Source organism: Celeribacter ethanolicus (genome assembly GCF_001550095.1).
In the GTDB taxonomy this organism is placed as follows: Bacteria; Pseudomonadota; Alphaproteobacteria; order Rhodobacterales; family Rhodobacteraceae; genus Celeribacter; species Celeribacter ethanolicus.
The window spans coordinates 84,203-107,762 of sequence record NZ_LRUC01000049.1; the positions used below are offsets into that span (position 1 = coordinate 84,203).

Here is a 23,560-nt window from a genome sequence, read left to right on the forward strand (position 1 = left end):
GGTCGTTTACTCCGTCTTGGAAAATCAGTTGTCTTCGACGCGCGCGCGGAATTTCAGGTCGATCCTGCGCACATCGCTGTCCTGAACGCGCCGGGCCTTGGCCGACACGAACCAGAGACCGACAAGCGTGCCCCGCGAGAGGGTCAAATCGGCATCCACGAGGATGTCCGAAAGGCGCGCGGCCACCTGTTTCGAGGCGAGAAACCCCGCGCTGTCGGACACGACCGACACGGTGAACTCATGCCGCGCGCCATGCCCGGTCTTGTCGGAAGCGTCGGTGACATCCTCCGGCCCGAGGCTGACGTAAAGCGCCGGGATGGTGCCCGCAGGGGCCGCGTCATAGATCGCACCGCCGACCAAGCCGTCGAGCGTCGCATCCGCGGCCAGCGCCTGAAAAACCGCCGTCTGAAGGGCCGCCGCCACTCCGTAGCTCATGACGTCACCTCCTCACGCGCATTGCAGGTCAGGTAATGTCCCTGTGCATCCATCTCTGTGACGGCGAGAATGCGAAACACCCGCCCGCCTTCGACAAAGCGCTGATCCGGCTTCGGACGCCGTTTCGAGCCGACCGGCGCACCGCGCACCACGATCTTCATCGGAACCCGCGAGACGGTGAGGAAATCCTCGGAAGTCTCGGTCCCCGTCCCAGCCTGGATCGCCGCCCAGAGCGTGCCGAGATGAACCCATGTTTCGACATAGCCGCCCGCGCCGTCAGAGGTGCGTTGCGCCTCCTCAAGCACCAGCTTGCGATTGAGATGCACCACCGCCGACATCAGCTCCGCCCTCCGAAGAGACGCAGGTTGCGGTAGCGCTCCAAAAGCGTGCTGACACCGAACGGCATGGTCGCCTCGCCCACCACCGTCTCGTGACGGTGCTCGTAGTAATGCGCGGCCAGAAGAAACACCGCCTGCGCCAGATCGGCGGGCAGAGCGCCCCATGTATCGGCAAACCCGGCGGTGAAGGTGAATTTCGCCTGACCCGCCACCGGGATTTGCGGCAGGACAAAGCCGGTCGAAACCACACGCGGCCGGTGCATATCCGGTTCCAGCATGTATTTCGCGCTGTCCACCGTGATCTCGGCCCCAAGCCGGTCCACGATGACAAAGCTCGCCACAGCCGTGACGGGCGCCACCGGCAAAACCTGCGCGCTCAGATCGCGCCATGCGGTGACCGTGTAAAGAAAATCGCGGGTGATCAGCACCTTGTTGGTGCGCGCCTCGACCGCCGCCATGGCCGCCCGCAGAAAGCTTTCCAGAACCCCGTCCTGAACCCCGTCGTCGTCAAACCCGGTGCCAAGTCTCATATGGTCCCTGAACTCAGCGACCGGCAGCGCCGCCGTGGCCACCTGGGTCTGCTCCATCAACATCATGGTACAACTCCGTATCCGGGCCCCCTGTTTTTCGAAAACGGACGCGCGATCCCCCTTGCTGCTCGAACGGAGGGGGAGCTGCTAGACAACACGGGTGTATGGACCGCGCATCCGCCGCCCCGGCCCACCAAGGCCGAGGCAAGTCGTTCAGGGAACTCAGGCGATGCCGAATTTCAAAAGCTTGATCGCCGCAAAGTCGGACACATCGCCACCGACGCGCTTGGTCGCATAGAAGAGAACATGCGGTTTCGCGGAGAACGGATCGCGCAGAATGCGCACATCCGGGCGTTCAGCGACGGTGTAGCCGGAGGCAAAGTCACCGAAGGCAATGGCCGCCGCGTCAGACGCGATGTCCGGCATATCTTCGGCGATCAGAACCGGGTAGCCCATCAGACGCGCCGGCTCACCGGCAGCCAGACCATCGGACCAGAGGAAACGGCCATCCGCATCCTTGAGCTTGCGAACCTGACCTGCGGTCTTCGAATTCATCACGAAGGTGCCGTTGGCGCGGTACTGCGCGCCCAGCGCGTAGACCAGTTCAACGATGGCATCCGCCGGGTTGGTACCGTCAAACGCACCGTCGGTGCCGGTCGCGATATAGCCCAAAGAGCCCCAGGCCCAGCTGTCATTGGCCACTTGAGTGTGGTTCAAAATGCCGGTCGGCTTGTCGACACCGTCGCCATTGATAAAGGCGGAGGCTTCGGCAGAGACGAATTTGTCGGCGATGCGACCCGCGAGCCAGCCCTCGATGTCGAAGGCGCTGTCGTCCAGCAGACGCTGCGAGGCTTTCGGCAGAGCGGAAAGCTCGTAAAGCGGGATCGAGATGCGGTCGATGGTCGGCGTCGCGGTCTCGGACAGGGTGCCGGTCTCGGTGACCCAGCCGGAGCCCAGATCGGTGGTGTCGATCAGCACGTCATAAGAGGTCGCTTCGACATTGACGACATTGGCAATCGAGCGGATCGACGCGGTGGATTTCAGCACCGATTTGATCGCGTCGGAGGTCTGCGGATCGACGAGGTACCCGCCATCGCCATTCACGGCGGTGGACATGGATTTGCCCTCAAGCGCCAGACCGCGCAGCGCATCGTCATCGCCATTGCGCACATAGGTGGTGAAGGCCGATTTGTGGGACATATCCACCTCTTGCGCGGCAGACAGGGCCGGACGTGTCAGATTACCGGCGTAGGTGTGAGATTTACGATCAAGCATAGTCAGTCGCTCTTCCTGCTTTTGAAGCTTCGATTTGATTTCGGTCTGAAAGTAGTTGAGATCACTCATGAAACCGGCCAGCGCGGTCTTCACCTCACGGGTCAGATTTGGGGTCAGATCCGGGGCCGGACCCGACTGTCGGGCCGCTCTTTCGGGGTTGCTCATCCAAACATTCCTTTGTCCTGATGTTGGGTTTCGCGGGTGAATGCGCTGGCCTCAGTCATCCCTGAAGCCACCTCCGGCCAGCAGCTTGCGGGCGTCGTTCAAAGCATCCGCGAGATCGCGCAGCATTGCCTCAGCCATGAGCGCATCCGCGCCTTTCGCCTCCGCATTCAGCCGCGCTTCCTGCAGCATCGGAAAGGTCACCAAAGAGACCTCCCAAAGCTCCAGTTCCGACAAAAGGCGTGCGCCTTTCTGATCCTTCTGGGCACGCAGCGTCCGGTAGCCGATCGACAGACCGTCAATCGCCCCCGCCTCGATCAGCGCCACCGCCTCGCGACCCTTTTGCAGATCGGTCAGCAAACGTCCTTTGACATAGAGACCGCGCGCGTCCTCGCGCACCTCGTCCCAGATCCCGATGGGCTGCGCCGGGTCGTGCTGCCACAGCATCTTGACCGAGCGCCCCTTGGCCTTGAGCGCCGCCAGAGACCTGGCATAAGCACCCTTCATGACGATGTCGCCGCCAGTGTCGCGATGCCCGAAGAGAGAGGCGTAACCCTCTATCCTCACACCGTTTTCAACCTTCACCTCTTCGCCCAAACGGGCGAATTTATGCTCAAGGCCGCTGTAGAAATCCTTCTGCATCTCAGTTCCCTTCCTCGGGCACGTCCTCGGAGCTTTCCTCCTCAAACGGCAGTTCCGGTTCGTCCTCGACCTCGTTCTCAAACGCGTCGAACGGCTCCTCTTCCGGCAGCTCCTCGCACACCGGCTCAGGAAGATCGGGCATCAAAGGCGGCAGCCCCAGCATCGCCCGCTTCTCGTCATCGGTGAGGAAATCCGCGCTCGCGATCCGGTTCCATTGCGCATCGCGCTCCGTCGACAGCGCCGGCACCTGATCCAGATCGGGTTTCAGTTCGACCGCCTCGCCCGTCATCTCAGACAGCCAATGCCCGATCGCCGCCGTCACCTTCTGCACCAGCGGCAGAACGGTCAGCCGGTAAAACGCCCGGTTCGCTTCCTGATAATTCGCGTAGGTCATGTCGCCCGGAATGCCCAAAAGCATCGGCGGCACCCCGAAGGCCAAGGCGATCTCGCGCCCCGCCGCCTCCTTGGTTTTCTGGAATTCCATATCCGACGGGCTGAACCCCATCGGCTTCCAATCCAGACCGCCTTCCAGGAGCATCGGCCGCCCGGCATTGCGCGCGCCCTGATGATGGCTTTCCATCTCCGAGAGCAGGCGGTCATACTGATCCGCGCTCATCGACGCATTGCCATCCGCGCCCTTGTACACAATCGCGCCAGAGGGCCGCGCGGCATTGTCGAGCAAAGATTTCGACCAGCGCGACGCCGCATTATGCACATCAATCGCCGTCGCCGCCGCCTGAATGGGAGAGAGACCGTAATGGTCGTCGGTCGGGTGAAACGCCTTGATGTGACAGATCGGCGAATGCCCCTCGATGACATCGAACCGGTGTTTGCGCCCGCTCACCGAATATTCATAAGCCACCGGCCAGCCATCCGCGCCGGGCACCAGAGCCATCCGATCCGAGCGCAGCACATGCAACTCCTGAGGCACCTGCCCCCATTCGCCAACCGCTTCGAGATAGCCGTTACCGGAGAGGAGGAAATGCGCATAGAGCGCCTCGAACAACTCGGCCCGCCCCTGCGCCGGGTTCGGACGGGTGATCACTTTCAACAGCGGATGCTCTTCAAACCGTTCCGAGCGGTTCTGCAACACCAGAGGCAGCGCCGCCGCCGCTTCCGCGATCAGCTTGACCGCACGAAACCCGACCGGGTTGCCGGTAAAGCCCACACGCGTGAGGCTCACCGTGTCCCGCGGGCTCCACGCCACGCGGCCAACGCCCGAAACCGCCGCAACAACCGGTCCGGTCGCCGAGGCTTTCGTTTCGGGCATCACCTCTGCGCCCCGTTTCAGAAAGTCAAACACCATATCCGTGTCTCTCCTCATCTTCCGGTCCAATTTCTCGACCTGCCAATCGCTCAAATCCTTGCTCCCGGACGGGGGACCAGCGCAGACATCCGCCACGTCCAGCCCGCACCCGCCCGGGTCGCTCCCGATAGGCGCCGCCCTCGTGAGAGCCATCCGCGCCTTCGGTGAAATGAGTTCTAAAGGAGAGGGTAAAAGAAGTTCTGAGCAGGGCGTGCGCTGGGGCGCGTCATGCGCAACACCTTTCAACGCATTGTTTTAATGTAAAATATGAGGAAACTCTCCTTCTCGCTTGCCTCTCGGGTCTCAATCGCCTTCACTGATTTGAAATGCTTCAGAGAAAGAATTTTGCAGCGATGCGTTTCGGTTCAATACGGCCTTTGCCTCTGATCCTTCGCCTGACGGAGATCGACGCGCCACTCGAACGACGGCATCCTGCGCTCTCGCGTCTGTCGTCAACCGAGGCAGGGCGCCTCAGCTACGAAAAACTCTCTTTCGGTTCCTTAAGGGCAGCAAACTGGATGTCTTTCGTTCTTGACGGGCACATCACTCCGCAGGCGCGGCTTCGCTTGCGCTGGACATCTTGGGGCGTCTTTCAAATCCGTCTTACCTTGATCCTGCTCAGCGCCGGCGTGATACTCATCCCCTTCAGCCTGATGAAACCCGAAATCGGCTGGCTCAAACTCAGCTCAGCTCTTTCGCTCGCCCTCGGTATTGGCGGTTTCCTGAGCCTTTCCCTGCAATACGCACTTGCGCGCGCCTATCTTCACCGCACTTTAAGGACTGTCGCACAACAACAAAAAACCCCGCCCGAAGGCGAGGTCTGACATCATCCCAATGTCCTGATCCGTGGCCGCCCCGCCCCGGCCGCGGGCAGAATCATCAGCTCATGCACCGCCCACACGAGCGCATCCAGCCGGTCCGGCGACCCCGGCGCCTGATAACCCTGCGCCGTCATCCTGATCATCTGGTCCTCCAGATCGCCAAGCCCGCGCGTGTGGATCACCCGCCCCTGATCGTAAAGTGCGGCCACCGGTTCCGCCCGCGCCGCCTTGCCGCGTGTCGCACGCACCGATTTATAGGGCACCAACGGGTCAATCTGCCGGATCACCGTTTCCACCAAATCACCGCCCTGGTTCACCTCCGCCACGATCTTATACCCCTCCCAACGCTCCAGCGCGTTGATCGCTGCCTCGGCCCAGACCGTCGGGGAGGAGACCGACACAGAGGCATCCTCCAACACATAGGCTCGCCAGTCCTGCGGCGGTCCCTTGGTCACCGCGCCGACCACGACGATACCGCATTCGTCCGAACCTTTGTGTCCCGTCACCGGCGGGTCCACCGCCACGACGATCCGGTCCAGCTCCGGCACGTCCTTGACCCGTGTCGCCTCGATCCGTGCCAGAGACCACAAAGCCCCCTCTTCCTCATCGAGCAAAACCCCGTCCAATTCCTGCCGACCCAGTCGCGTGCCTGCGTAACGCGCCTTGACCTCTTCCAAGAAAGACGCCGCCAGATTGGCCGCATTCGCCTCGGTGGGCGCGTGCGTCGTGACGGTCGAACTGCGTTCCAGAAGCGATTTTAAAATCCCCACATTGCGCGGCGTCGTCGTCACCACCGCGCGCGGGTCATCCCCCAATCGCAGACCGAATTGCAGCATGTCCCAGGCCTCCTGCGGCTTGCGCCATTTCGCCAGCTCATCAACCCAGGCGACATCGAATTGCGGCCCCCGCAAAGCCTCCGGCTCATTGCCGGAAAACACTGTCGCTTCGGCGCCATTGGGCCAAACCAACGTCCGCCGCGTCGCCGACCATTTCGGGCGCCGATCCGGCGGCGAGCAGGCCAGAATGCCGCTGTCACCGAACACCATCACCTCGCGCGCCTGATCATAGGTCTCGCCGATCAGCGCCACACGTTTCGCGCGCCCCGATTGACGCGCCCGCGGCCCCTCGACCATGGCGCGCACCCATTCGGACCCCGCCCGCGTCTTGCCCGCGCCGCGCCCGCCCATGATCACCCATGTGCGCCACGCGCCCTCGGGCGGCAATTGATGGTCCAAAGCCCAAGCCTCGAACAGGTAAGGGAGCGCCATCAGCGCCCCCTCCCCCAAGCTCTCCAAAAACTCACTCTGCTCGGCTTGCGGCCTTGAGGCGAGCCAGCCGATCAAGGATCTCAGATCGCGCGGCGTCAAAGTCGATCTCTCCGCCGCCGAGTTCCCCACGTTTGCGTTTTTCGTCATCGAGTTTCTGCCTTTCCGTCACCGCGGCCAGTTTCGCACGCATCAGGTCGGCGATCAGAGGTTTCACCTCTTTCCCACCCGCCTTTTCGCCCGTCAAAAGCCTGTCGATCACATCGTCCAGCGCCAAAATCGCCCAAAGCAGGCTCTGTTTCACCGACGCCTCGATCTGATCCACCGTTTCGAACTCATCCCCCACAGATGAAGTCACTTTCATGGTCTTCGCCTCTCATGCTTGGTCAAACCTCCACACGAGAGACGCAGGCGCTTTCCCGAGGACCCCACAACAGTCCCCTTCGATGGTTCCCGACACCCCCTCAGGTCCCGAAACGGCCATCGCCCACGTCTTCCAGCACCTTCGAGATTGTCGCAAAGAGCGTAAAATTGGTTGAAACCGGCGCGCGGCGGGGTCTTCACGCGCGTTAACACTTTCCACCGTCTGCCTGCGTCACCCAAGGGCTTGTCAGAACCCGGTTTTTCCCGCATTTCTCAGAACCGACGAGGAGACAGCACCATGGCCAGCGCCCTGCACGACAGATTGAGCGAGCTTTACGAAGGCGATACCGACCGCGCGCATCTGTTCCGCTATGTCCTTTTGGCCTTCGATCTGGTGACGATCCTCTTCGTCATCGTCACCTCGTTTTTCGTCCATCCGCTCTGGGTCGAAATCACCGATCTGGTGTTCGGTGTGCTGATCCTCACGGACTTCACCGCGCGGGTCTATGTCACCGAACACAAGCTGCGCTATCTCTCCCGCCCCTCGACACTGGCCGACATCGCCGCAATGGTGTCCTTTCTCGCGCCTCTGGCAGGCGAAGGTCTCGGCTTCCTGCGCATCCTGCGCACGCTCCGGCTTTTGCACACCTATCAGCTGATGAACCGGCTCCGGCAGGACGTCAAATTCTTCCGCAAACACGAAGAGGTCATCGTCGCCGCGATCAACCTTCTGGTGTTCATCTTCGTGACCACCGGCCTGATCTACGCGCTCGAACACGGCCACAACCCGATGATCCGCAACTATGCGGACGCGCTCTATTTCACCGTCACGACACTCACCACCACAGGCTTCGGCGACATCACCCTTCCGGGCACCTCGGGGCGGATGGTCTCCATCGCGGTGATGTTCTTCGGTGTGACCCTCTTCCTGCGCCTCGCACAGGTGCTGTTTCGCCCCACCAAGGTGCGCTACGAATGCCAAAGCTGCGGATTGATGCTGCATGACGCCGATGCGACCCATTGCAAACATTGCGGCGCGGTGGTGCATATCCAGACCGAAGGGCTTTTGTGAGCCTCCGGTAGGAGTATTTTCCGCAGCAAAGGAGACCTATTCCACGGCGGTCCCGAACAGCGTGACCACGGCCGCAAGCGCCGTGACCGCCGCGAAAAACACCTGTTGCCACAGAGTTTTGCCGTCCCGCCGCGCAAGTTCCACGGCAATCGCCCCCTGCACTGTATAATACGCCGCAAAGGCCTTGGACGCCCATGAGATGATCTGAAACACATCGAGCGCCCAGGTCAGCACCAGCCCCAGCGCCACCAAAACGGCATAGCCCGCCTTCACCGGCACCCGGCCCTTGGTCAGCTCCTCGACCAACCCACCGGAGCCGGAGGTATCCGCCACCGCCGCCGAGAACTGCGCCGCCAAAGCCGCGATTACCAGCATCGCGGGCAGGATCGGGGCCACAATCCGCATCATGTCGATGATCGCGGTTTCCGAGGTCTCGATCTGATCCGGGCGAAACACATAGGCCATAAGCACCACGTAAATCATGTAAATCCCGGTCGAGACCCATTGCGCCAACCGCATCGAGCGCACCCGCGTGGCCGCATCGTATTCCTCGCCGAGATAGCGCGAGGTCTCAAACCCCTGCACCGTCACGATCAGTCCGAACAACAGGCTCATCCCCGCCCACCCCGTCAGGCTCGGGGGCGTCACGATCAGGCCGTCGCCCTGCGCTTTGCCCGCGAAGAACCACCCAAGCCCGACCAGAAGCCCGGCGATGATCGCGAGTTTGAGTCCGACGGAGACCTGCTCCATCCGCTCCAGCGCTTTGAACCCGCGCGTCCAGCCCACGATCAGGATCACCCCGAACACCGCAGAGGTCACGATCCGTCCGGCAAATTGCGTGTCCCATGGCGTGAGGCTCACGGCAAAAGCGCCCAGAAGATTGAGGTAGTAGGCGACCGAAATCACATAAGCAAAGGCCAGCGCCCAGGAGGCAATCCGTTCCATCCCCGCCGTGCGCGGGCCGTGCTCAGCATGCGCCAGGGCCGCGATGTTGAACCGCACCGCCGCCCCGATCGCATAGGCCAGCGCACACAACAGCGCCATGGCCAGCGGTGTCCACGCCCCATACGCCTGCGCCAGAATGGGGCCCAGCACGAGGAATCCCGAACCGATGATCGACGCCAGAGGCGTGATGGTTGCCTTCCAAAGCTCCGCCCGCGCCAGCTTCGGCCAGCTCAAAAGCCCGGCCATCAAGACCGTCGCACCGACAATCGCAATGGTTTCCATCACCGCTCTCCCAAAGCAAAAGGCGCGACCCGAGCCGCGCCTTTTTCAAACCGTTTCAAGTCATTATTGGCTGGCGCGCTGCGCTTCGATCTCCCGCCACTTGGCGACATTGGCATTATGTTCGGCCAGCGTTTCGGCAAACGCATGCCCGCCTGTGCCATCGGCGACAAAGAACAGATACGGCGTCTCGTCCGGATCGACCGCCGCCTGCAGCGCCTCAAGCCCCGGGTTCGCGATCGGTCCCGGCGGCATGCCCTCGATCACATAGGTGTTGTACGGGCTGTTCGATTGCAGTTCAGACTGCCGCAGGCCACGCCCCAGGACACCGACCCCATTGGTCACACCATAGATCACCGTCGGGTCTGTTTGCAGTTTCATGCCGCGTTTCAACCGGTTCTCGAACACCGAGGCCACCTGACGCCGCTCTTCGGCGACACCGGTTTCCTTCTCGATGATCGAGGCCATGGTGAGCATCTCCTCGGGGGTGTCGAACGGCAACCCGTCCACCCGCGTCGCCCAGACCGTGTCAATGCGTTGCTGTTGCAGCGCCACCATGCGGGCGATCAGATCGTCCACATCGGCGCCCTCGCGCACCTCGTAGCTGTCGGGCGCAATCATGCCTTCCGACGGCATCTCATCCGCTTCGACCGACCCGGTCAGGAAATCCGCGCCTTTCAGGCTTTCGACCACGCGCCAGACCGTCGTCCCTTCGGCCACCAAAATCCGGTAGCGCGTATTCGCATCGGCCCGCATCTTGGTGTAAACCTCGGGCACAGCCTCGCCTTCCTCGCCCTCGGGACCGGGCTGAAACTCCGCCGTTTCGACATAGCTCTGGGTCGTCGGGTCCAACTCGCGCACCTGCATCAGGGCCCGGTTCACACCGATCCGATAGACCACTTCCGTGCCACAGGTCGACGCCCCGCCACGGGTGATGATGTCGACGATCTCCTGCATCGAAGACCCTTCATCGACAAGAAAAGCCCCGGCTTTAAGTTGTTGCGATTTCTCGGAATAATCCGCCCCGATCCGGAAAACCGACGGGTTGGAAATCGCCCCCTGCCCGGCCAGATCCTCAGAGACGCCACGCATCGTGGAGCCCGAAGGCACCCGCAGACAGATCGCCTGATCAAGCGGCCCTTCGGCCACATATTCCCGCTTGCCCCAGGCAATCACCCCCGCCAGAGCGACGAGGGCGACGATGAACAGAGTCAGCGCATTCGAGGCGATGGATCGCCACATATCAGCCGTCCACCTTCTTCAGAACCAGAGAGGCGTTGGTGCCGCCAAAGCCGAAGGAGTTCGACAGCGCCACGTCAATCTTGCGTTCCCGCTTGGCGTTGGGCGCCAGATCGAGCCGTGCTTCGACCGCCGGATTGTCGAGGTTGATCGTCGGCGGCGCCACCTGATCGCGGATCGCCAGCACGCAGAAGATCGCCTCAACCGCCCCGGCTGCCCCCAAAAGGTGTCCGATACAGGATTTCGTCGAGGACATGGTGGCATGTTCCGCCGCATCGCCCAAAAGCCGCTCAACGGCCGCCAGTTCAACCGTGTCCGCCATGGTCGAGGTGCCGTGGGCGTTGATGTAATCCACATCCTTCGGCTCAAGACCGGCACGGGCCAGAGCCGCCTGCATCGCGCGGTAACCACCATCGCCATCCGCAGACGGCGCCGTGATGTGATAGGCATCGCCCGACAGGCCATAGCCCACAACCTCGGCGTAAATCTTCGCACCGCGCGCCTTGGCGTGTTCGTATTCTTCCAGAACCACGATGCCCGCGCCCTCGCCCATCACGAAACCATCGCGATCCGCATCATAGGGCCGCGAGGCGTGGCTTGGGTCGTCCTTACGCTTGGTGGACAGCGCCTTGCAGGCATTGAAGCCCGCGATGCCCAGTTCGCAGATCGCCGCTTCCGCGCCGCCCGCAACCATGACATCCGCATCGCCGAAGCCGATGAGACGCGACGCATCGCCAATGGCATGCGCCCCCGTCGAGCAGGCCGTCACCACAGCGTGGTTCGGACCTTTGAAACCGTAGCGGATCGACACCTGACCGGAGATCAGGTTGATCAGAGAGCCCGGAATGAAGAACGGAGAAATCCGCCGCGGGCCCTTTTCCTTGAGGATGATCGCAGCATCCGCAATCGACGAGAGCCCGCCAATGCCGGAGCCGATCAGCACGCCGGTGCGCAGACGATCTTCCTCGTTCTCGGGTTTCCACCCGGCATCCGTCAGCGCCTGTTCGGCGGCGGCCATGCCGAAAAGAATGAAATCGTCGACCTTCTTGCGGTCTTTCGGGGCCATCCAGTCGTCCGGGTTGAACGTGCCGTTCGTCCCGTCGCCGAATTTCACCTCGCAGGCGTAATCCGTCGCCAAATGGCTCGCATCGAACCGCTGGATCGTCCCGGCGGCGGACTCGCCTGCCAGAATTCGCGTCCAGGTCTCCTCCACACCGCAAGCCAGCGGCGAAACCATCCCAAGTCCAGTGACAACTACTCGGCGCATCCGTGCCCCCTCAATTTTCGTCTGCGTTTTCTTACACGGCTCCGCCCCCCGATGGAAGACCGAGACAGACCCCGCACCGCAAATCGGCGGAGGAATGGTAACCAGATATTGAGGGTTTCGGGCATATCAATAGGCAGATGCGCAATTATGGCCCCGATATGCGGCAGGTTCGCCCCCTCCTTTCCCTGCGCAGGCTCCGGCTTGTGCTTCCGCTTTGCCTGGCGTTCCTGCTGAGCGGTCCGTTCCTGCGCGGTGCCGTGGCCGATCCGTCCTGCGGCCTGGAAGACTGGCTCACCGCGCTCAACGACAGCGCCAATTCCTATGTCTCTGCCCTCGGCACCCCCAACGAACATGAGCGCGCACGCCAGTTCCGCACCGAAATGGAGCGCTACGACCGCGATCGTCTTTTGAAACAGATCCGCGCGGCCGATCTCGGCGCCAATGAAAAACCGCTGATGGATTTCATATCCTCGCGTCGCCATCTTCTCGACCTGCAACAGGACAACTGGAGCGAAATGGCGCAACGATATGGCGGCGATCCCCGTTTTGGCGCGCAGTCGGCCAGCCTCTCGCGCTATCTCGCCGGCACCCCCTGCGACCCGACCGCGCCCGATCACCTCAATGCCACGGAAGAGGCCAAAGGGAGCCTGATGTCCCGTCTTGCCGACGGCATGCAGGAAATCGTCGAAATCACTGCCTCCGTCACCCGCAAGGATGCCGAACCCAGTCCCGTCGATCCGAAAAATTTCGATGAATTCCGTCCGGCACGGCACAATGCACCGCGCAGCGCGCCCCCGAACATTCCGCTCAGCCCCTCCGGCAACGTCGCCTTCGTGCTCGGCCTGTTCACTTTCATCACCGCCATCTCGGCGTGGATATGGATGCGCTACGGCATCGTGCAGCGCCGCGCCATCCGCTATCCCTGCGCGTTGCCCGTGGTGATTTTCGATGGCCTCTTGCCGGTGATCGGCGAGCTTCTGGACATCAGCCAGGTCGGCTGCAAGATCGAAAGCACCCATGAATTGCACGAACGCCAAAAGGTGCGACTGACCTGCGGCCCGGTCGAGCGCAAGGCCCGCGTGATCTGGCGCAACAACCATTTTCTCGGGTTGAAATTCGACCGTCAACTGACTGAGACGGAACTCAAGGACCTGCTCGGCCCCCATGCGGCCCAGATCGCCACGGAACGCGCAGACGCTCTGGCCTTCACCCCCTTGGTCCGGCCTGCTGACCCCTCGCCTGAAACCTCAGACTCCGCATCGCCCCCCGCCCCGACAGGAGGCGGCGCCACCGCTTCGCCTCCCAAGGGCGCGCCCTCTTCCGACCTCGCAGCCTGAAGCCTTCACATCCACGGACCGCAAACAAAAACGGCGCGCTCGTCCGAGCACGCCGTCTTGAATTTCCGCCCCTTGCGAGGCCGACCGGTCAACCGATCAGGAAGCTTCGGTGATGAACTTCACCGCGTCGCCGAAGGTCTGGATGGTCTCGGCAGCGTCGTCCGGGATCTCGATGCCGAACTCTTCTTCGAAGGCCATGACCAGCTCGACGGTGTCGAGGCTGTCAGCACCCAGATCGTCGATGAAGGACGCGGTTTCCGTCACTTTGTCTTCTTCCACGTCGAGATGCTCGACAACGATCTTTTTCACGCGATCTGCGATGTCGCTCATGTTCTTTCCTCACAATTTCGGGCCCGATGCCCAATTTAGATCCGGCCCTCGGGCCACTCGCTCTACATGGCTCCGGAACCGGGTCTTTGCAACCCCGTCCTCGGGTCATGCACCACGCAAACACCTGCCCGCGTGGCTCAATCTGCGCTGCTCATAGCACAATCCACCCCGGTGGCAAATGTTTTGTGACGCCACGTCGGGAAGGGACTTATGCGCTCAGAGCATAGCCATGCCGCCATTGACATGAAGCGTCGTCCCGGTGGTGTAACCCGCCTCCTGCGACGCAAGATACACCACCGCTGCGGCAATTTCCTCCGGCGTGCCCATGCGCCCCGCCGGGATCTGCGCGTCGATCTTGCTCTTCTGATCGTCCGTGAGCTTGTCGGTCATCGCCGTCGCAATGAACCCTGGCGCCACACAGTTCACCGTGATGCCCCGCGTCGCCACCTCATAGGCCAGCGATTTCGACATGCCAACCATGCCCGCTTTCGACGCAGCATAGTTGCCCTGTCCCGGATTGCCGGTGGCCCCCACGATGGAGGAAATGTTGACGATCCGTCCCCAACGCGCCTTCATCATGCCCCGCAGCACACCTTTGCAGAGCCGGAAGGTCGAGGTCAGGTTCACGTTCAACACACTGTCCCACTCGTCATCCGACATCCGCATGAACAGGTTGTCGCGCGTGATGCCCGCGTTGTTCACCAGAATATCGACCGAGCCCATCGCCTCGGCCGCCTGCTTCGGCAGCGCCTCGACACTTTCCTTGTCCGAAAGATTGCAGGGCAGCACATGCGCCCGCTCACCCAATTCGGCAGCCAGCGCCTCCAAAGGCTCCACGCGCGTCCCGGACAGGGCCACGGTGGCACCGGCATCATAAAGCGCCTTGGCGATTGCACCGCCGATGCCGCCGGACGCGCCCGTGATCAGCGCATTTTTACCAGTCAGATCAAACATTTCCAATTCCTCCGAAGCTTACCGCTTCTTTTGTCCATCAATATCCCGGGTGAACCGCGCCCCTGGGCGAGGTGAGGGCAGAGCCCTTATTCCTTGAGCTTCGCAATATCCTCCGGCGCACCGATCGCCGTGCAGGCGATGGATTTCTCGATCCGCCGCACCATCCCCGACAGCGCCTTCCCCGCACCGATTTCCCAGATCTCGGTCACACCCTCACCGGCCATATAGGCCACGGATTCGCGCCAGCGCACCGATCCTGTCACCTGCTCGACCAGAAGCGCCCGGATCAGCGCCGGGTCGGTCACCGCATTCGCCCGCACATTCGCCACCAGCGGCACGACCGGTTCGGAAATCTCGACATCGTCCAGCGCCTCAGCCATCACATCCGCCGCCGGGCTCATCAGCGCACAGTGGAACGGTGCGGACACCGGCAGAAGAACCGCGCGTTTCGCGCCCTTCGCTTTGGCAATCTCCACCGCACGTTCCACGGCCTCTTTGTGACCGGAGACCACAACCTGCCCCGGATCGTTGTCATTCGCCGCCTGACAGACCTGTCCTTGCGCCGCCTCTTCCGCCACCTCTTTCACGGTCGCGAAATCGAGCCCCAGAAGCGCCGCCATTGCGCCCACGCCCACAGGCACGGCCGCCTGCATCGCCTGACCGCGTGTGCGCAAAAGTCGCGCCGTATCGGCCACGGAGATCGCGCCCGCCGCCGCCAGTGCGGAATATTCGCCCAAAGAATGCCCTGCCACGAAGGCCGCATCGGTCACCGCAAAGCCTTCGACCTCAAGCGCACGCATCGCCGCAAGAGAGGTCGCCATCAGTGCCGGCTGGGCGTTCTGCGTCAGCGTCAGGGTTTCGATGTCGCCGTCCCAGATCAGCGCGGACAGCTTTTCGCCCAACGCTTCGTCCACCTCGTCGAAAATGGCTTTCGCCGCCGGATAGGCCTCGGCCAAAGCCTTGCCCATGCCGATCGTCTGGGCACCTTGCCCCGGAAACACGAATGCGCGCGTCATGCCCGCCCCTCCACATGTCTGTCTCTGTCGCACACGGGTCTAACGATCCCGCGCCGCAACGGCAAGCCGACACAGAGGGAACATGACCGGAAACAGGGGAAACGCGCCTGCGCTCTCCGGATCAGCGCAAGGCCCTCGGCAGTCTCCGCACGCCCGCCACAGGCGTCCCCGCAACCGGCCTGGACGCGGCGACCACCCGCGTCGGCTGTACCGGCTCCGACGCGTCAGGATGCAGATCGCCGTTCAGATCGTACCAGACCTCGCGCATCAGACGTTCGGGTCCGACGAACAGCGTCAAGACCTCGCCCGTCCTCCCATAGCGCAGATTGAGCTGGGTCAGCCGTCCTGCGCCGGGCAGGCGCCGCAGAAACACCGAACCGATCTCGGCAAAGCCGATCACCGTCTGCAACCGGGTGTCCGATTTGCGGTTACGCCAGACCAGCCGAAGCTGTTCGCGTTGCAGATCGACCTGCACCTCCCGTGCCAACCCGCGTTCCGCCAAATGACCGAGTCCCAGCCCCGCAAGCCCGAGCGCAATCGAAAGCCCGGCCTTGATGCCCAGCACCGTCAGCGAAAACGTCGATCCCGGCAGGAGCCAGAGTCCCGCCATGCCCAGGAAACACAGAACGGAACCAACGCGCACCACGATTTCCGTGCGCATCCGCATCCGTCCCAACCCGTCCTCACGCACGAGGCTGTAGCCCCAGCCACGCTCCAGACGCACGATCGTCCCGCCATCCGACCCACCCTGCGTCCCGGACGGCGCCATGGAGCGCCCCTGATTTTCCTGATCGGAAGAAAGGATCATGCCTTCTTTCCTTTATTGTTGTCTCATCCACCTGAGGTTGCAACATCATGGTTAATCTGGGCGGGATTGTGGCCCGCAAACGGAGATTTCGCGCCATTGCGCTCTGCCGTCGTTGCAGCCAGTCTCACAAGCCCGCCCCCCCCCCGTAACACGCTGCAAAATATCGCGGCGAAACACCCGGAATTCGCCCTTGCGCCAAAGCGCGGGATGCGTATAAAGGCGCATCCTTTTCGCAAGACACGTATGAACCGCGCAGTCTCTCGTGGACGGGCCGCGAAAAGGCCAAATGCCCGCCCTATGAAATGCGCTTGAAATGAACTGGAGTCTCCATGCCGCTTTACGAGCATGTCTTCATCTCGCGTCAGGATCTGTCCAACGCGCAGGCCGAAGGTCTCATCGAACATTTTGGCACCGTGCTTGCGGACAACGGCGGTAAAATCGTCGAATCCGAGTACTGGGGCGTCAAAACGATGGCCTACAAGATCAACAAGAACCGCAAGGGCCACTACGCCTTCCTGCGCACCGACGCCCCGTCGGACGCCGTGCAGGAAATGGAACGCCTGATGCGTCTGCATGACGACGTGATGCGCGTCCTGACCATCAAGGTCGACGCTCACGAGGAAGGCCCCTCCGTCCAGATGCAGAAACGCGACGACCGCGAAGAGCGTCGTCCGCGTCGTCAGTAATCTTGTTTGGAAAGGACCTAACCCATGGCCACTAAACCGTTTTTCCGTCGTCGCAAAGTGTGCCCGTTCTCCGGCGAGAACGCGCCTGCCATCGACTACAAGGACACCCGTCTTCTCCAGCGCTACATCTCCGAGCGCGGCAAGATCGTCCCGTCCCGCATCACCGCAGTCTCCGCGAAGAAACAACGTGAACTGGCTCGCGCCATCAAACGTGCCCGCTTCCTCGCCCTGCTGCCCTACGCCGTGAAGTAAGGAGTAAGCACATGCAAGTTATCCTTCTCGAACGCGTGGCCAAGCTTGGCCAGATGGGCGATGTCGTGTCCGTCAAAGACGGCTACGCCCGCAACTTCCTGCTGCCGCAGGAAAAAGCACTGCGTGCCTCCGAGGCGAACATCAAAGCTTTCGAAGCTCAGAAAGCTCAGCTCGAAGCCCGCAACCTCGAAACCAAAAAAGAGGCCGAAGCGGCTGCCGAGAAACTCGACGGTCAGAAGTTCGTCGTGATTCGCTCTGCGTCCGACGCTGGTTCGCTCTACGGCTCCGTCACCCCGCGTGACGCCGCCGAAGCTGCAACCGCCGGTGGTTTCTCCGTCGACCGCAAACAGGTCGTCCTGAAAGCCCCGATCAAAGAGCTCGGCCTGCACGAAGTGCACGTCCTGCTGCACCCGGAAGTCGATGCGACGATCATCCTGAACGTCGCCCGCTCCCCGGAAGAAGCCGAACTGCAATCCGCAGGCAAATCCATTCAGGAACTTGCCGCCGAAGCTGAAGCTCAGGCTGAATTCGAGATCGCCGAGCTGTTCGACGACATCGGTGGCGCCGCCTCCGACGACGACGATTTCGCCGCTCCGGCTGCCGAGGCCGAAGAAGAGTAATCTTCTCCCCCTCCACAATTTGGAAAGCCCCGCTCACCGGCGGGGCTTTTTCTTTGCGTCCGCTACAAACGGCGAGCTTCCGCCGATGCCAACTCTGCGGACTTGGCAGGTTCAGCCAAACATGGTCAATAAACCCAGTTCAATTTTCCAAGAGCTCAAGCATGACAGCAGTCGCCCGTCGGACCTTCCTTTTGTCCGCTCTCGCTCTCGCCGCCTGTGGCAACAAGGCCGAAGTGTCCCGCGCCAAAGGCTTCAACCCGCCGCTCTACCCCAATGAGACGCCGCAACTGCGCGCGCAGATCAACAAATGGGCCGACTATTACGACATTCCGCGTGAGCTGGTGCACCGTCAGGCTATCCGCGAAAGCACCCACAATCCTGCCGCCCGCAACGGTCCCTACTGGGGCCTCCTGCAAATCCTGCCGCAAACCGCCCGCACCATGGGCTTTCAGGGCGAGCCGAAAGAGCTGCTCAATGCCGATGTGAACCTGAAATACGCGGGCAAATACCTGCGTGGCGCCTATCTCGTCTCCGGCGGTGACATCGACGGCGCCATGGGCTGGTACGCCCGCGGCTATTACTACGAGGCCAAGAAACAGGGCCTGCTCTACGAAACCGGTCTGCGCAGCTAAAGCGTTTCTTTTGTCCGGAAATATCCCGGGGGTGAGCGGAGCGAGGGGGCAGAGCCCCCTTTTTTCACGCGTCTCTGCCCATGGAAAAGGCCGCCTCCTCGCGGAAGCGGCCTTTTCTTATTGTCTCAAATCGCCTTTGAGGATCAATCCTCGGTCGTCGACACCAGCTTCCAGAGCACCCCGCCAATCACCGCACCGGCAAGGGGCGCAACCCAGAACAGCCAGAGCTGGCCCAGCGCAGCCGTCTCCGCAAACAAGGCCACCCCCGTCGAACGCGCCGGGTTCACAGAGGTGTTGGTCACCGGAATGGAGATCAGATGGATCAACGTCAGGGCAAGGCCGATCGCAATCGGACCAAAACCCGCCGGTGCGCCTTTGGAGGTGGACCCCAAAATGACGAAAAGGAAACCTGCCGTCAGGATGATTTCGATCACCAGAGCGGAGGTCATGGAATAGCCCTGCGGCGACAGTTCGCCATAGCCATTGGAGGCGAAACCGCCCGCCCCTTCGAACCCGGTCATACCGGAAGCGATAAGGTAAAGTCCGGCGGCGGCGATAATGGCACCGACGATCTGCGCGCCCCAATAGGCCGGCAGATCTTTTACAGGATGACGCCCCGCGACGACGAGTCCCAGTGTCACCGCCGGATTGAAATGTCCGCCGGAGATATGGCCAACGGCAAAAGCCATGGTCAGAACGGTCAGGCCGAACGCCAGCGCCCCCCCCGCGTAACCGATCCCGACATCCGGCACGCCGGCCGCGTAAATCGCACTGCCACACCCTCCGAAAACAAGCCAGAAGGTACCAAGCCCCTCCGCAAGAAGTTTCTTAATCATTCTAAAATTCTCCTGTTCAGATTGACGGTGGAGTAGCACTCTCCGCATTGCGAAACAGGGGAATTTCTATTCCTGGACACTCATACCCCACGGCTCAGAAGACGCGTCACGTCACATCCTCTGCCCAAAACCCTCTCGCCCCCTTTCTCGACATCAGCCCGTGCCGGGGTGCTCTGCCTCGAAGACAGGGGCCTCTCAGAATGTCTGATCATATAGGAAAAGGCCGCCTCCTCACGGAAGCGGCCCTCTGTCCCTCGCTCAATGCGAGATGCCCTGTTCGGGCTTATCTTACTCTTCGTCGAGCGCTTCGACGGCTTTCTCGAGGTCCTCTTTCGAGACCTCTTTTTCCGTCACCTGGGCGTTCTCGGCGATGTAGTCGACCACTTTGTCTTCGAACAGCGGGGCCTGGATCTGCTGACGCATCTGCGGGTTTTGCTGAACGAATTCAAAGAACTGACGCTCCTGCCCCGGGTACTGACGGGCTTGGGTCAGCACGGCTTGGGTGAACTCGGCGTCGGTGACCTGAATCTCTTGCTTCTGACCGATGTCAGCCAGCAGCAGACCAAGGCGCACGCGGCGTTCGGCCAGTTTGGTGTGCTCTTCGGTGGTCTCGATTTCCGGGTGATCGTGACCGTGCACGTCCGGGTTTTCCTCGTGCCAGAGCTGGTGAGCGATCTGGTTGGCTTCGGCTTCGACGAGGCTCGGCGGCAGCTCGAAGGACACTTTATCGTCCAGTTGATCGAGAAGGCCACGTTTCATGATCGCGCGGGCGGCACCGGCATATTCGGCTTCGAGACGCTCGGTGATCTGGTTTTTCAGCGTGACGAGGTCCTCGACACCGAATTTCTTCGCCAGCTCGTCGTCGATCTCGGCGGCAACCGGGGTTTTCACGGCTTTGACGGTGCACTCGAAGGTGGCGTCTTTGCCAGCGAGGTTCTCGGCGCCGTACTCTTCCGGGAATTTCACTTCGACGTTTTTCGCGTCGCCAGCTTTCAGACCGACGAGCTGCTCTTCGAAGCCCGGGATGAAGGAACCGGACCCCAGAACCAGCGGGTAGTCTTCCGCTTCGCCGCCTTCAAAGGCTTCGCCATCGACGAACCCTTTGAAGTCGATCACGACCTGATCGCCATCGGCGGCCACGCCGTCTTTGTCTTCAAAGTTCTGCGCGGTGGCCGCGAGGTTTTTCAGCGCGTCTTCGATTTCTTCGGCGGAGGCTTTCACCACGAGTTTCTCGAGCGTCACGGTGGACAAATCGGCTTCCGGGATCTGCGGCAGAGCTTCGTAGGTCATGGTGACCACGACGTCATCGCCCTCTTTCCACTCTTCGCCGCCGTCCATGGTGACATTGGGCTGCATCGCCGGTTTGTCGCCAGAGGCTTCGAAATGGTCATTCATCGCCGCATCGACGGTTTCCTGCATGGCTTCACCCAGAACGCGCGGGCCGAATTGCTTTTTCAGCAGCGCCAGCGGCACCTTGCCTTTGCGGAAGCCTTTCATTTCGACTTCCGGCTGCGCCTCTTTCAGCTTGGCATTGACTTTGTCGTCCAGCTCGGCGGCGGTGATGGTGATCTGATAGCCGCGCTTCAGACCTTCGTTCAGGGTCTCGGTGACCTGCATCTTGGCGTCCTTCTTACGTCTTGTACGTCCAGTCGGGCCGCAACAAAGGCGACCGTGTAAATCAGTCGCCCTTCTAGGCGGTCAAAGCCCATCGTGCAAGGCGATTCCGTCCTCCGCGCCCCCGCCCCTGCCCTGTTCACATCTGACGCGGTCAACCCCGCTTCGCTCCCCGGTTTGCGCCACATCAAATCCAAAAACATATTTAAAATATATATCTTTTCTGACCAAAGATTCGAACCGGCAAAGACATGCGCGACCTTCCAGACACCTTCTCCCTGCCCCAGCGCCTCCTGCACTGGACGATGGTGGGGTTAATCCTTCTCAACCTGCTGTTTCCCCAGAAAATGTGGTACTTGTTCATTCCCGGGTTCGAACAGCCAATCTCCGTTCACATCGTCATCGGCCTGGCCGTGCTGCTTCTCGCCGTGCTGCGCCTGTTCCTGCGTCTGGGCTTCGGCGTGCCGCCCGAACCCCTAGGCGCGCCCTGGTTCTTCCGCGTCTTTGCCCGCACCGGGCAATGGATTTTCTACCTGTTCTTCTTCGCCATGCCGCTCACCGGCCTCTTGGCGCATTACGGCCACCTGCCCTTCGCGCTCACGCTGCACACCCGTGTGATCCAGCCGCTGTTCTGGGTCTTGATCCCGATCCACGTCTCTCTGGCGCTGGCGCATCAGTACCTCTGGAAGACCGATATGCTCAGCAAGATCCTCCGCGGCTGAGCCATACTGCCCGTTTTCATTGCGACTGTCCGAAGAGGAACGCACCCGGCTTGAAGCGCAGGCCGGGGCGATGTCTCTGGCAGCCTATATCAAGTCGGTCGTGCTGGCGGAGGATGACACTGTTTCTGCTGCGGGCGATGCAGAATGTGTGATCACACGCCCAAGGCATGGTCTGTTTCCCTTTTTTTTGTTCTGACAGGTTGCGGTCTGGCTTCCACCGAGGAACGGTGTGTAAGAGCAAAGGCGTGGGAACCACGGGACCGGAGCCACGCGGAGCTGCAACGAAGAAAAGCGAGCATGGCGAGGACGCCCAAAGATCGCGCGGCGGCGTTCACAACGCAGCATACCGAAGCCGAAATTCGAAAGTTCGTCAAAGAACTTTGGGCGGGGGCCGCAGTCAGTTGGCTCGGGATATTGCTGCCAGCCTCAATCGCACCTCACGGTTTCAGGTTGAAATTGAACAAAAGACCCATGCCCACAATCGGCCCCGCCCTTTCGGGTTAAGTCGCGGGCCATAGAGTCATGACAAGGTTTGCCATTCATTTTGACAAAGATTGCCAATATGCGCTATACTAACCCCATGAAGGAGACCTCCATGGCCACAATGAATGTTTCCCTGCCGGACGGCATGAAGTCTTGGGTTGAAGACCAATCGACCACGGGCAGTTTTGCCAACGCCAGCGATTATGTCCGCCACCTGATCCGCAAAGATCAGGAGCGCCAATCGGCGATTGCGATGCTGCAAGGCGCGATCACCGAAGGGCTGGAGAGCGGCCCGGCGGAACCGTTTGAGATGTCCGGTTTCAAAGCCAGCCTCAAGGCCCGTCATGACGGATGAGCCGCTCGCGCTGCATCTGACGCCAAAAGCCAGAACTGACCTCGAAGAGATTTGGGCCTATACGGTTGAAACGTGGAGTGAGACCCAAGCCGAACGCTATCTCGATACGATTTCCGAGAGCTTCGATATGCTCTGCGCCATGCCGACCATGGCGCGGGAATATCACGAGTTCACCCCGCCCGTGCGCATCCACCCGATTGGGCCGCATTTGGTGGTATACGTGGCGGACGACGCGAAGCTGTCGGTGATCCGGGTGCTGGGTGCAAAGCAGAACTGGCGGGCCGTGTTGGATCAGGTGGAAAGTTAGGAAGAATCGGCGTATTTTGTTGAAAAACTCGTGCTTGATCGGTGTGTGATCTGCTGTTTCAATTCTTCCAACGGACGGGAGGATTGACCGATGATGGGTCCGAGGCAGGAAGCGCAGGCATCGCTGTTTTACGAGTTCTCGCTTGAGGATCACGTCCCTCAGGATCATTTGCTGCGGTCGATTGATCGGTTCGTCGACTTGGGCAGCATCCGTGCTCATCTTGCTGAGTTCTACAGCCGCACGGGCCGGCCTTCCGTTGACCCCGAGCTGCTGATCCGGATGCTTCTGGTCGGCTATTGTTTCGGCATCCGGTCGGAGCGGCGGCTCTGCGAAGAGGTGCATCTGAACCTCGCCTATCGCTGGTTCTGCCGCCTCGATCTGAACGACCGGGTGCCTGATCATTCGACGTTTTCGAAGAACCGGCACGGTCGTTTCCGCGAGAGCGAGCTGCTGCGCCATCTATTTGAGACAACGGTGGCGCGCTGCATCGAAGAAGGCCTGGCGAGTGGCCAGCGCATGGCGGTGGATGCCAGCCTGATTGAGGCAGATGCGAACAAACAGAACTCGACGTCAAAGGAAGACTGGGATGCTTCAACCATCGAGCCCGCTGATGCGCCTCGTGCCGTACGCGAGTATCTCGACACCCTTGATGAGGCTGCATTTGGCGCA

At 61.4% G+C, this 23,560-nt stretch carries 28 protein-coding genes; 11 read left to right on the plus strand and 17 right to left on the minus strand.

Annotated elements, in window-relative coordinates; translation table 11 throughout:
• Positions 1-24: 24 nt before the first annotated feature.
• From NH195_RS18835 to NH195_RS18860, 6 genes are all read right to left on the minus strand, one after another.
• Complete coding sequence (locus NH195_RS18835; protein WP_066710748.1) at positions 25-435, minus strand: DUF3168 domain-containing protein; 411 nt, start codon at positions 433-435, stop codon at positions 25-27.
• Positions 432-773, minus strand: a complete 342-nt coding sequence (locus tag NH195_RS18840) for a head-tail adaptor protein (RefSeq protein WP_066710751.1) — start codon at positions 771-773, stop codon at positions 432-434. Before NH195_RS18840 ends, NH195_RS18835 begins: the two co-directional genes overlap by 4 nt.
• A complete protein-coding gene (locus NH195_RS18845) occupies positions 773-1,369 on the minus strand; it encodes a head-tail connector protein (protein ID WP_066710753.1) in 597 nt (198 codons plus the stop codon). The genes NH195_RS18840 and NH195_RS18845 overlap by 1 nt, the downstream gene beginning before the upstream one ends.
• Positions 1,370-1,525: 156 nt before the next feature.
• Entirely contained in the window at positions 1,526-2,743 is a 1,218-nt protein-coding gene (locus NH195_RS18850; protein WP_066710755.1) for a phage major capsid protein, read from the minus strand.
• 51 nt (positions 2,744-2,794) lie between these two features.
• Positions 2,795-3,382: an HK97 family phage prohead protease gene (locus NH195_RS18855; RefSeq protein WP_066710757.1), complete on the minus strand. Its 588-nt coding sequence runs from the start codon at positions 3,380-3,382 to the stop codon at positions 2,795-2,797.
• A gap of 1 nt (position 3,383) precedes the next feature.
• Complete coding sequence (locus tag NH195_RS18860) at positions 3,384-4,688, minus strand: phage portal protein (RefSeq protein ID WP_081424027.1); 1,305 nt, start codon at positions 4,686-4,688, stop codon at positions 3,384-3,386.
• A gap of 353 nt (positions 4,689-5,041) precedes the next feature.
• Between NH195_RS18860 and NH195_RS18865 the strand changes: the two genes are divergently transcribed.
• The gene (locus tag NH195_RS18865; RefSeq protein ID WP_066710761.1) at positions 5,042-5,512 is read left to right on the plus strand and encodes a hypothetical protein; all 471 of its coding nucleotides are present in this window, start codon (positions 5,042-5,044) and stop codon (positions 5,510-5,512) included.
• 2 nt (positions 5,513-5,514) lie between these two features.
• Here the strand turns inward: NH195_RS18865 and NH195_RS18870 are convergent, their stop codons facing one another.
• Positions 5,515-6,777, minus strand: coding sequence for a DNA-packaging protein (locus NH195_RS18870; protein WP_238379809.1), 1,263 nt, complete (start codon positions 6,775-6,777; stop codon positions 5,515-5,517).
• A gap of 31 nt (positions 6,778-6,808) precedes the next feature.
• Positions 6,809-7,138: a hypothetical protein gene (locus NH195_RS21345; protein ID WP_066710763.1), complete on the minus strand. Its 330-nt coding sequence runs from the start codon at positions 7,136-7,138 to the stop codon at positions 6,809-6,811.
• 297 nt (positions 7,139-7,435) lie between these two features.
• Between NH195_RS21345 and NH195_RS18880 the strand changes: the two genes are divergently transcribed.
• Complete coding sequence (locus tag NH195_RS18880) at positions 7,436-8,209, plus strand: potassium channel family protein (protein WP_198403512.1); 774 nt, start codon at positions 7,436-7,438, stop codon at positions 8,207-8,209.
• Positions 8,210-8,245: 36 nt separating this feature from the next.
• On the opposite strand, the gene NH195_RS18885 is transcribed toward NH195_RS18880, so the two are convergent.
• The 3 genes from NH195_RS18885 to fabF form a co-directional block, all read right to left on the minus strand.
• Complete coding sequence (locus NH195_RS18885) at positions 8,246-9,436, minus strand: APC family permease (protein WP_066710766.1); 1,191 nt, start codon at positions 9,434-9,436, stop codon at positions 8,246-8,248.
• A 63-nt stretch (positions 9,437-9,499) separates the two neighbouring features.
• Entirely contained in the window at positions 9,500-10,675 is a 1,176-nt protein-coding gene (gene mltG / locus NH195_RS18890; RefSeq protein ID WP_066710769.1) for an endolytic transglycosylase MltG, read from the minus strand.
• A 1-nt stretch (position 10,676) separates the two neighbouring features.
• Positions 10,677-11,939 (minus strand): beta-ketoacyl-ACP synthase II, encoded by a 1,263-nt coding sequence (gene fabF, locus NH195_RS18895; RefSeq protein WP_066710772.1) that lies wholly within the window; start codon positions 11,937-11,939, stop codon positions 10,677-10,679.
• Between the two features lie 158 nt (positions 11,940-12,097).
• On the opposite strand from fabF, the gene NH195_RS18900 reads away from it, so the two are divergent.
• Positions 12,098-13,276 (plus strand): PilZ domain-containing protein, encoded by a 1,179-nt coding sequence (locus NH195_RS18900; protein ID WP_162265898.1) that lies wholly within the window; start codon positions 12,098-12,100, stop codon positions 13,274-13,276.
• A gap of 96 nt (positions 13,277-13,372) precedes the next feature.
• Here the strand turns inward: NH195_RS18900 and NH195_RS18905 are convergent, their stop codons facing one another.
• The 4 genes from NH195_RS18905 to NH195_RS18920 form a co-directional block, all read right to left on the minus strand.
• A complete protein-coding gene (locus tag NH195_RS18905; protein WP_009571390.1) occupies positions 13,373-13,606 on the minus strand; it encodes an acyl carrier protein in 234 nt (77 codons plus the stop codon).
• 216 nt (positions 13,607-13,822) lie between these two features.
• Positions 13,823-14,560: a 3-oxoacyl-ACP reductase FabG gene (fabG, locus tag NH195_RS18910; protein ID WP_066710777.1), complete on the minus strand. Its 738-nt coding sequence runs from the start codon at positions 14,558-14,560 to the stop codon at positions 13,823-13,825.
• A gap of 86 nt (positions 14,561-14,646) precedes the next feature.
• A complete protein-coding gene (gene fabD / locus NH195_RS18915) occupies positions 14,647-15,576 on the minus strand; it encodes an ACP S-malonyltransferase (protein WP_066710780.1) in 930 nt (309 codons plus the stop codon).
• A gap of 121 nt (positions 15,577-15,697) precedes the next feature.
• A complete protein-coding gene (locus tag NH195_RS18920; RefSeq protein WP_066710783.1) occupies positions 15,698-16,384 on the minus strand; it encodes a hypothetical protein in 687 nt (228 codons plus the stop codon).
• Positions 16,385-16,713: 329 nt separating this feature from the next.
• On the opposite strand from NH195_RS18920, the gene rpsF reads away from it, so the two are divergent.
• From rpsF to NH195_RS18940, 4 genes are all read left to right on the plus strand, one after another.
• Positions 16,714-17,070 carry a 30S ribosomal protein S6 gene (rpsF, locus tag NH195_RS18925; RefSeq protein ID WP_066710786.1) on the plus strand — a complete coding sequence of 119 codons (357 nt, stop codon included), beginning with the start codon at positions 16,714-16,716 and terminating at the stop codon, positions 17,068-17,070.
• 24 nt (positions 17,071-17,094) lie between these two features.
• The gene (gene rpsR / locus NH195_RS18930; protein ID WP_036700444.1) at positions 17,095-17,322 is read left to right on the plus strand and encodes a 30S ribosomal protein S18; all 228 of its coding nucleotides are present in this window, start codon (positions 17,095-17,097) and stop codon (positions 17,320-17,322) included.
• A gap of 11 nt (positions 17,323-17,333) precedes the next feature.
• The gene (gene rplI / locus NH195_RS18935) at positions 17,334-17,942 is read left to right on the plus strand and encodes a 50S ribosomal protein L9 (protein WP_066710789.1); all 609 of its coding nucleotides are present in this window, start codon (positions 17,334-17,336) and stop codon (positions 17,940-17,942) included.
• 161 nt (positions 17,943-18,103) lie between these two features.
• The gene (locus tag NH195_RS18940; protein WP_066710792.1) at positions 18,104-18,574 is read left to right on the plus strand and encodes a transglycosylase SLT domain-containing protein; all 471 of its coding nucleotides are present in this window, start codon (positions 18,104-18,106) and stop codon (positions 18,572-18,574) included.
• Between the two features lie 143 nt (positions 18,575-18,717).
• On the opposite strand, the gene aqpZ is transcribed toward NH195_RS18940, so the two are convergent.
• Positions 18,718-19,410, minus strand: coding sequence for an aquaporin Z (gene aqpZ, locus NH195_RS18945; RefSeq protein ID WP_066710793.1), 693 nt, complete (start codon positions 19,408-19,410; stop codon positions 18,718-18,720).
• Between the two features lie 288 nt (positions 19,411-19,698).
• Entirely contained in the window at positions 19,699-21,027 is a 1,329-nt protein-coding gene (tig, locus tag NH195_RS18950) for a trigger factor (protein WP_066710797.1), read from the minus strand.
• Positions 21,028-21,275: 248 nt separating this feature from the next.
• Here tig and NH195_RS18955 point away from each other — a divergent pair, with 248 nt between their 5' ends.
• The 4 genes from NH195_RS18955 to NH195_RS18975 all read left to right on the plus strand — a co-directional run.
• Positions 21,276-21,746 carry a cytochrome b gene (locus NH195_RS18955; protein WP_066710800.1) on the plus strand — a complete coding sequence of 157 codons (471 nt, stop codon included), beginning with the start codon at positions 21,276-21,278 and terminating at the stop codon, positions 21,744-21,746.
• 595 nt (positions 21,747-22,341) lie between these two features.
• Positions 22,342-22,584, plus strand: coding sequence for a type II toxin-antitoxin system ParD family antitoxin (locus NH195_RS18965; protein WP_066710806.1), 243 nt, complete (start codon positions 22,342-22,344; stop codon positions 22,582-22,584).
• Positions 22,574-22,891, plus strand: a complete 318-nt coding sequence (locus NH195_RS18970) for a type II toxin-antitoxin system RelE/ParE family toxin (protein ID WP_066710810.1) — start codon at positions 22,574-22,576, stop codon at positions 22,889-22,891. Before NH195_RS18965 ends, NH195_RS18970 begins: the two co-directional genes overlap by 11 nt.
• Positions 22,892-22,981: 90 nt before the next feature.
• On the plus strand, positions 22,982-23,560 hold a 579-nt coding region (locus tag NH195_RS18975), incomplete at its 3' end, for an IS1182 family transposase (RefSeq protein WP_066703577.1).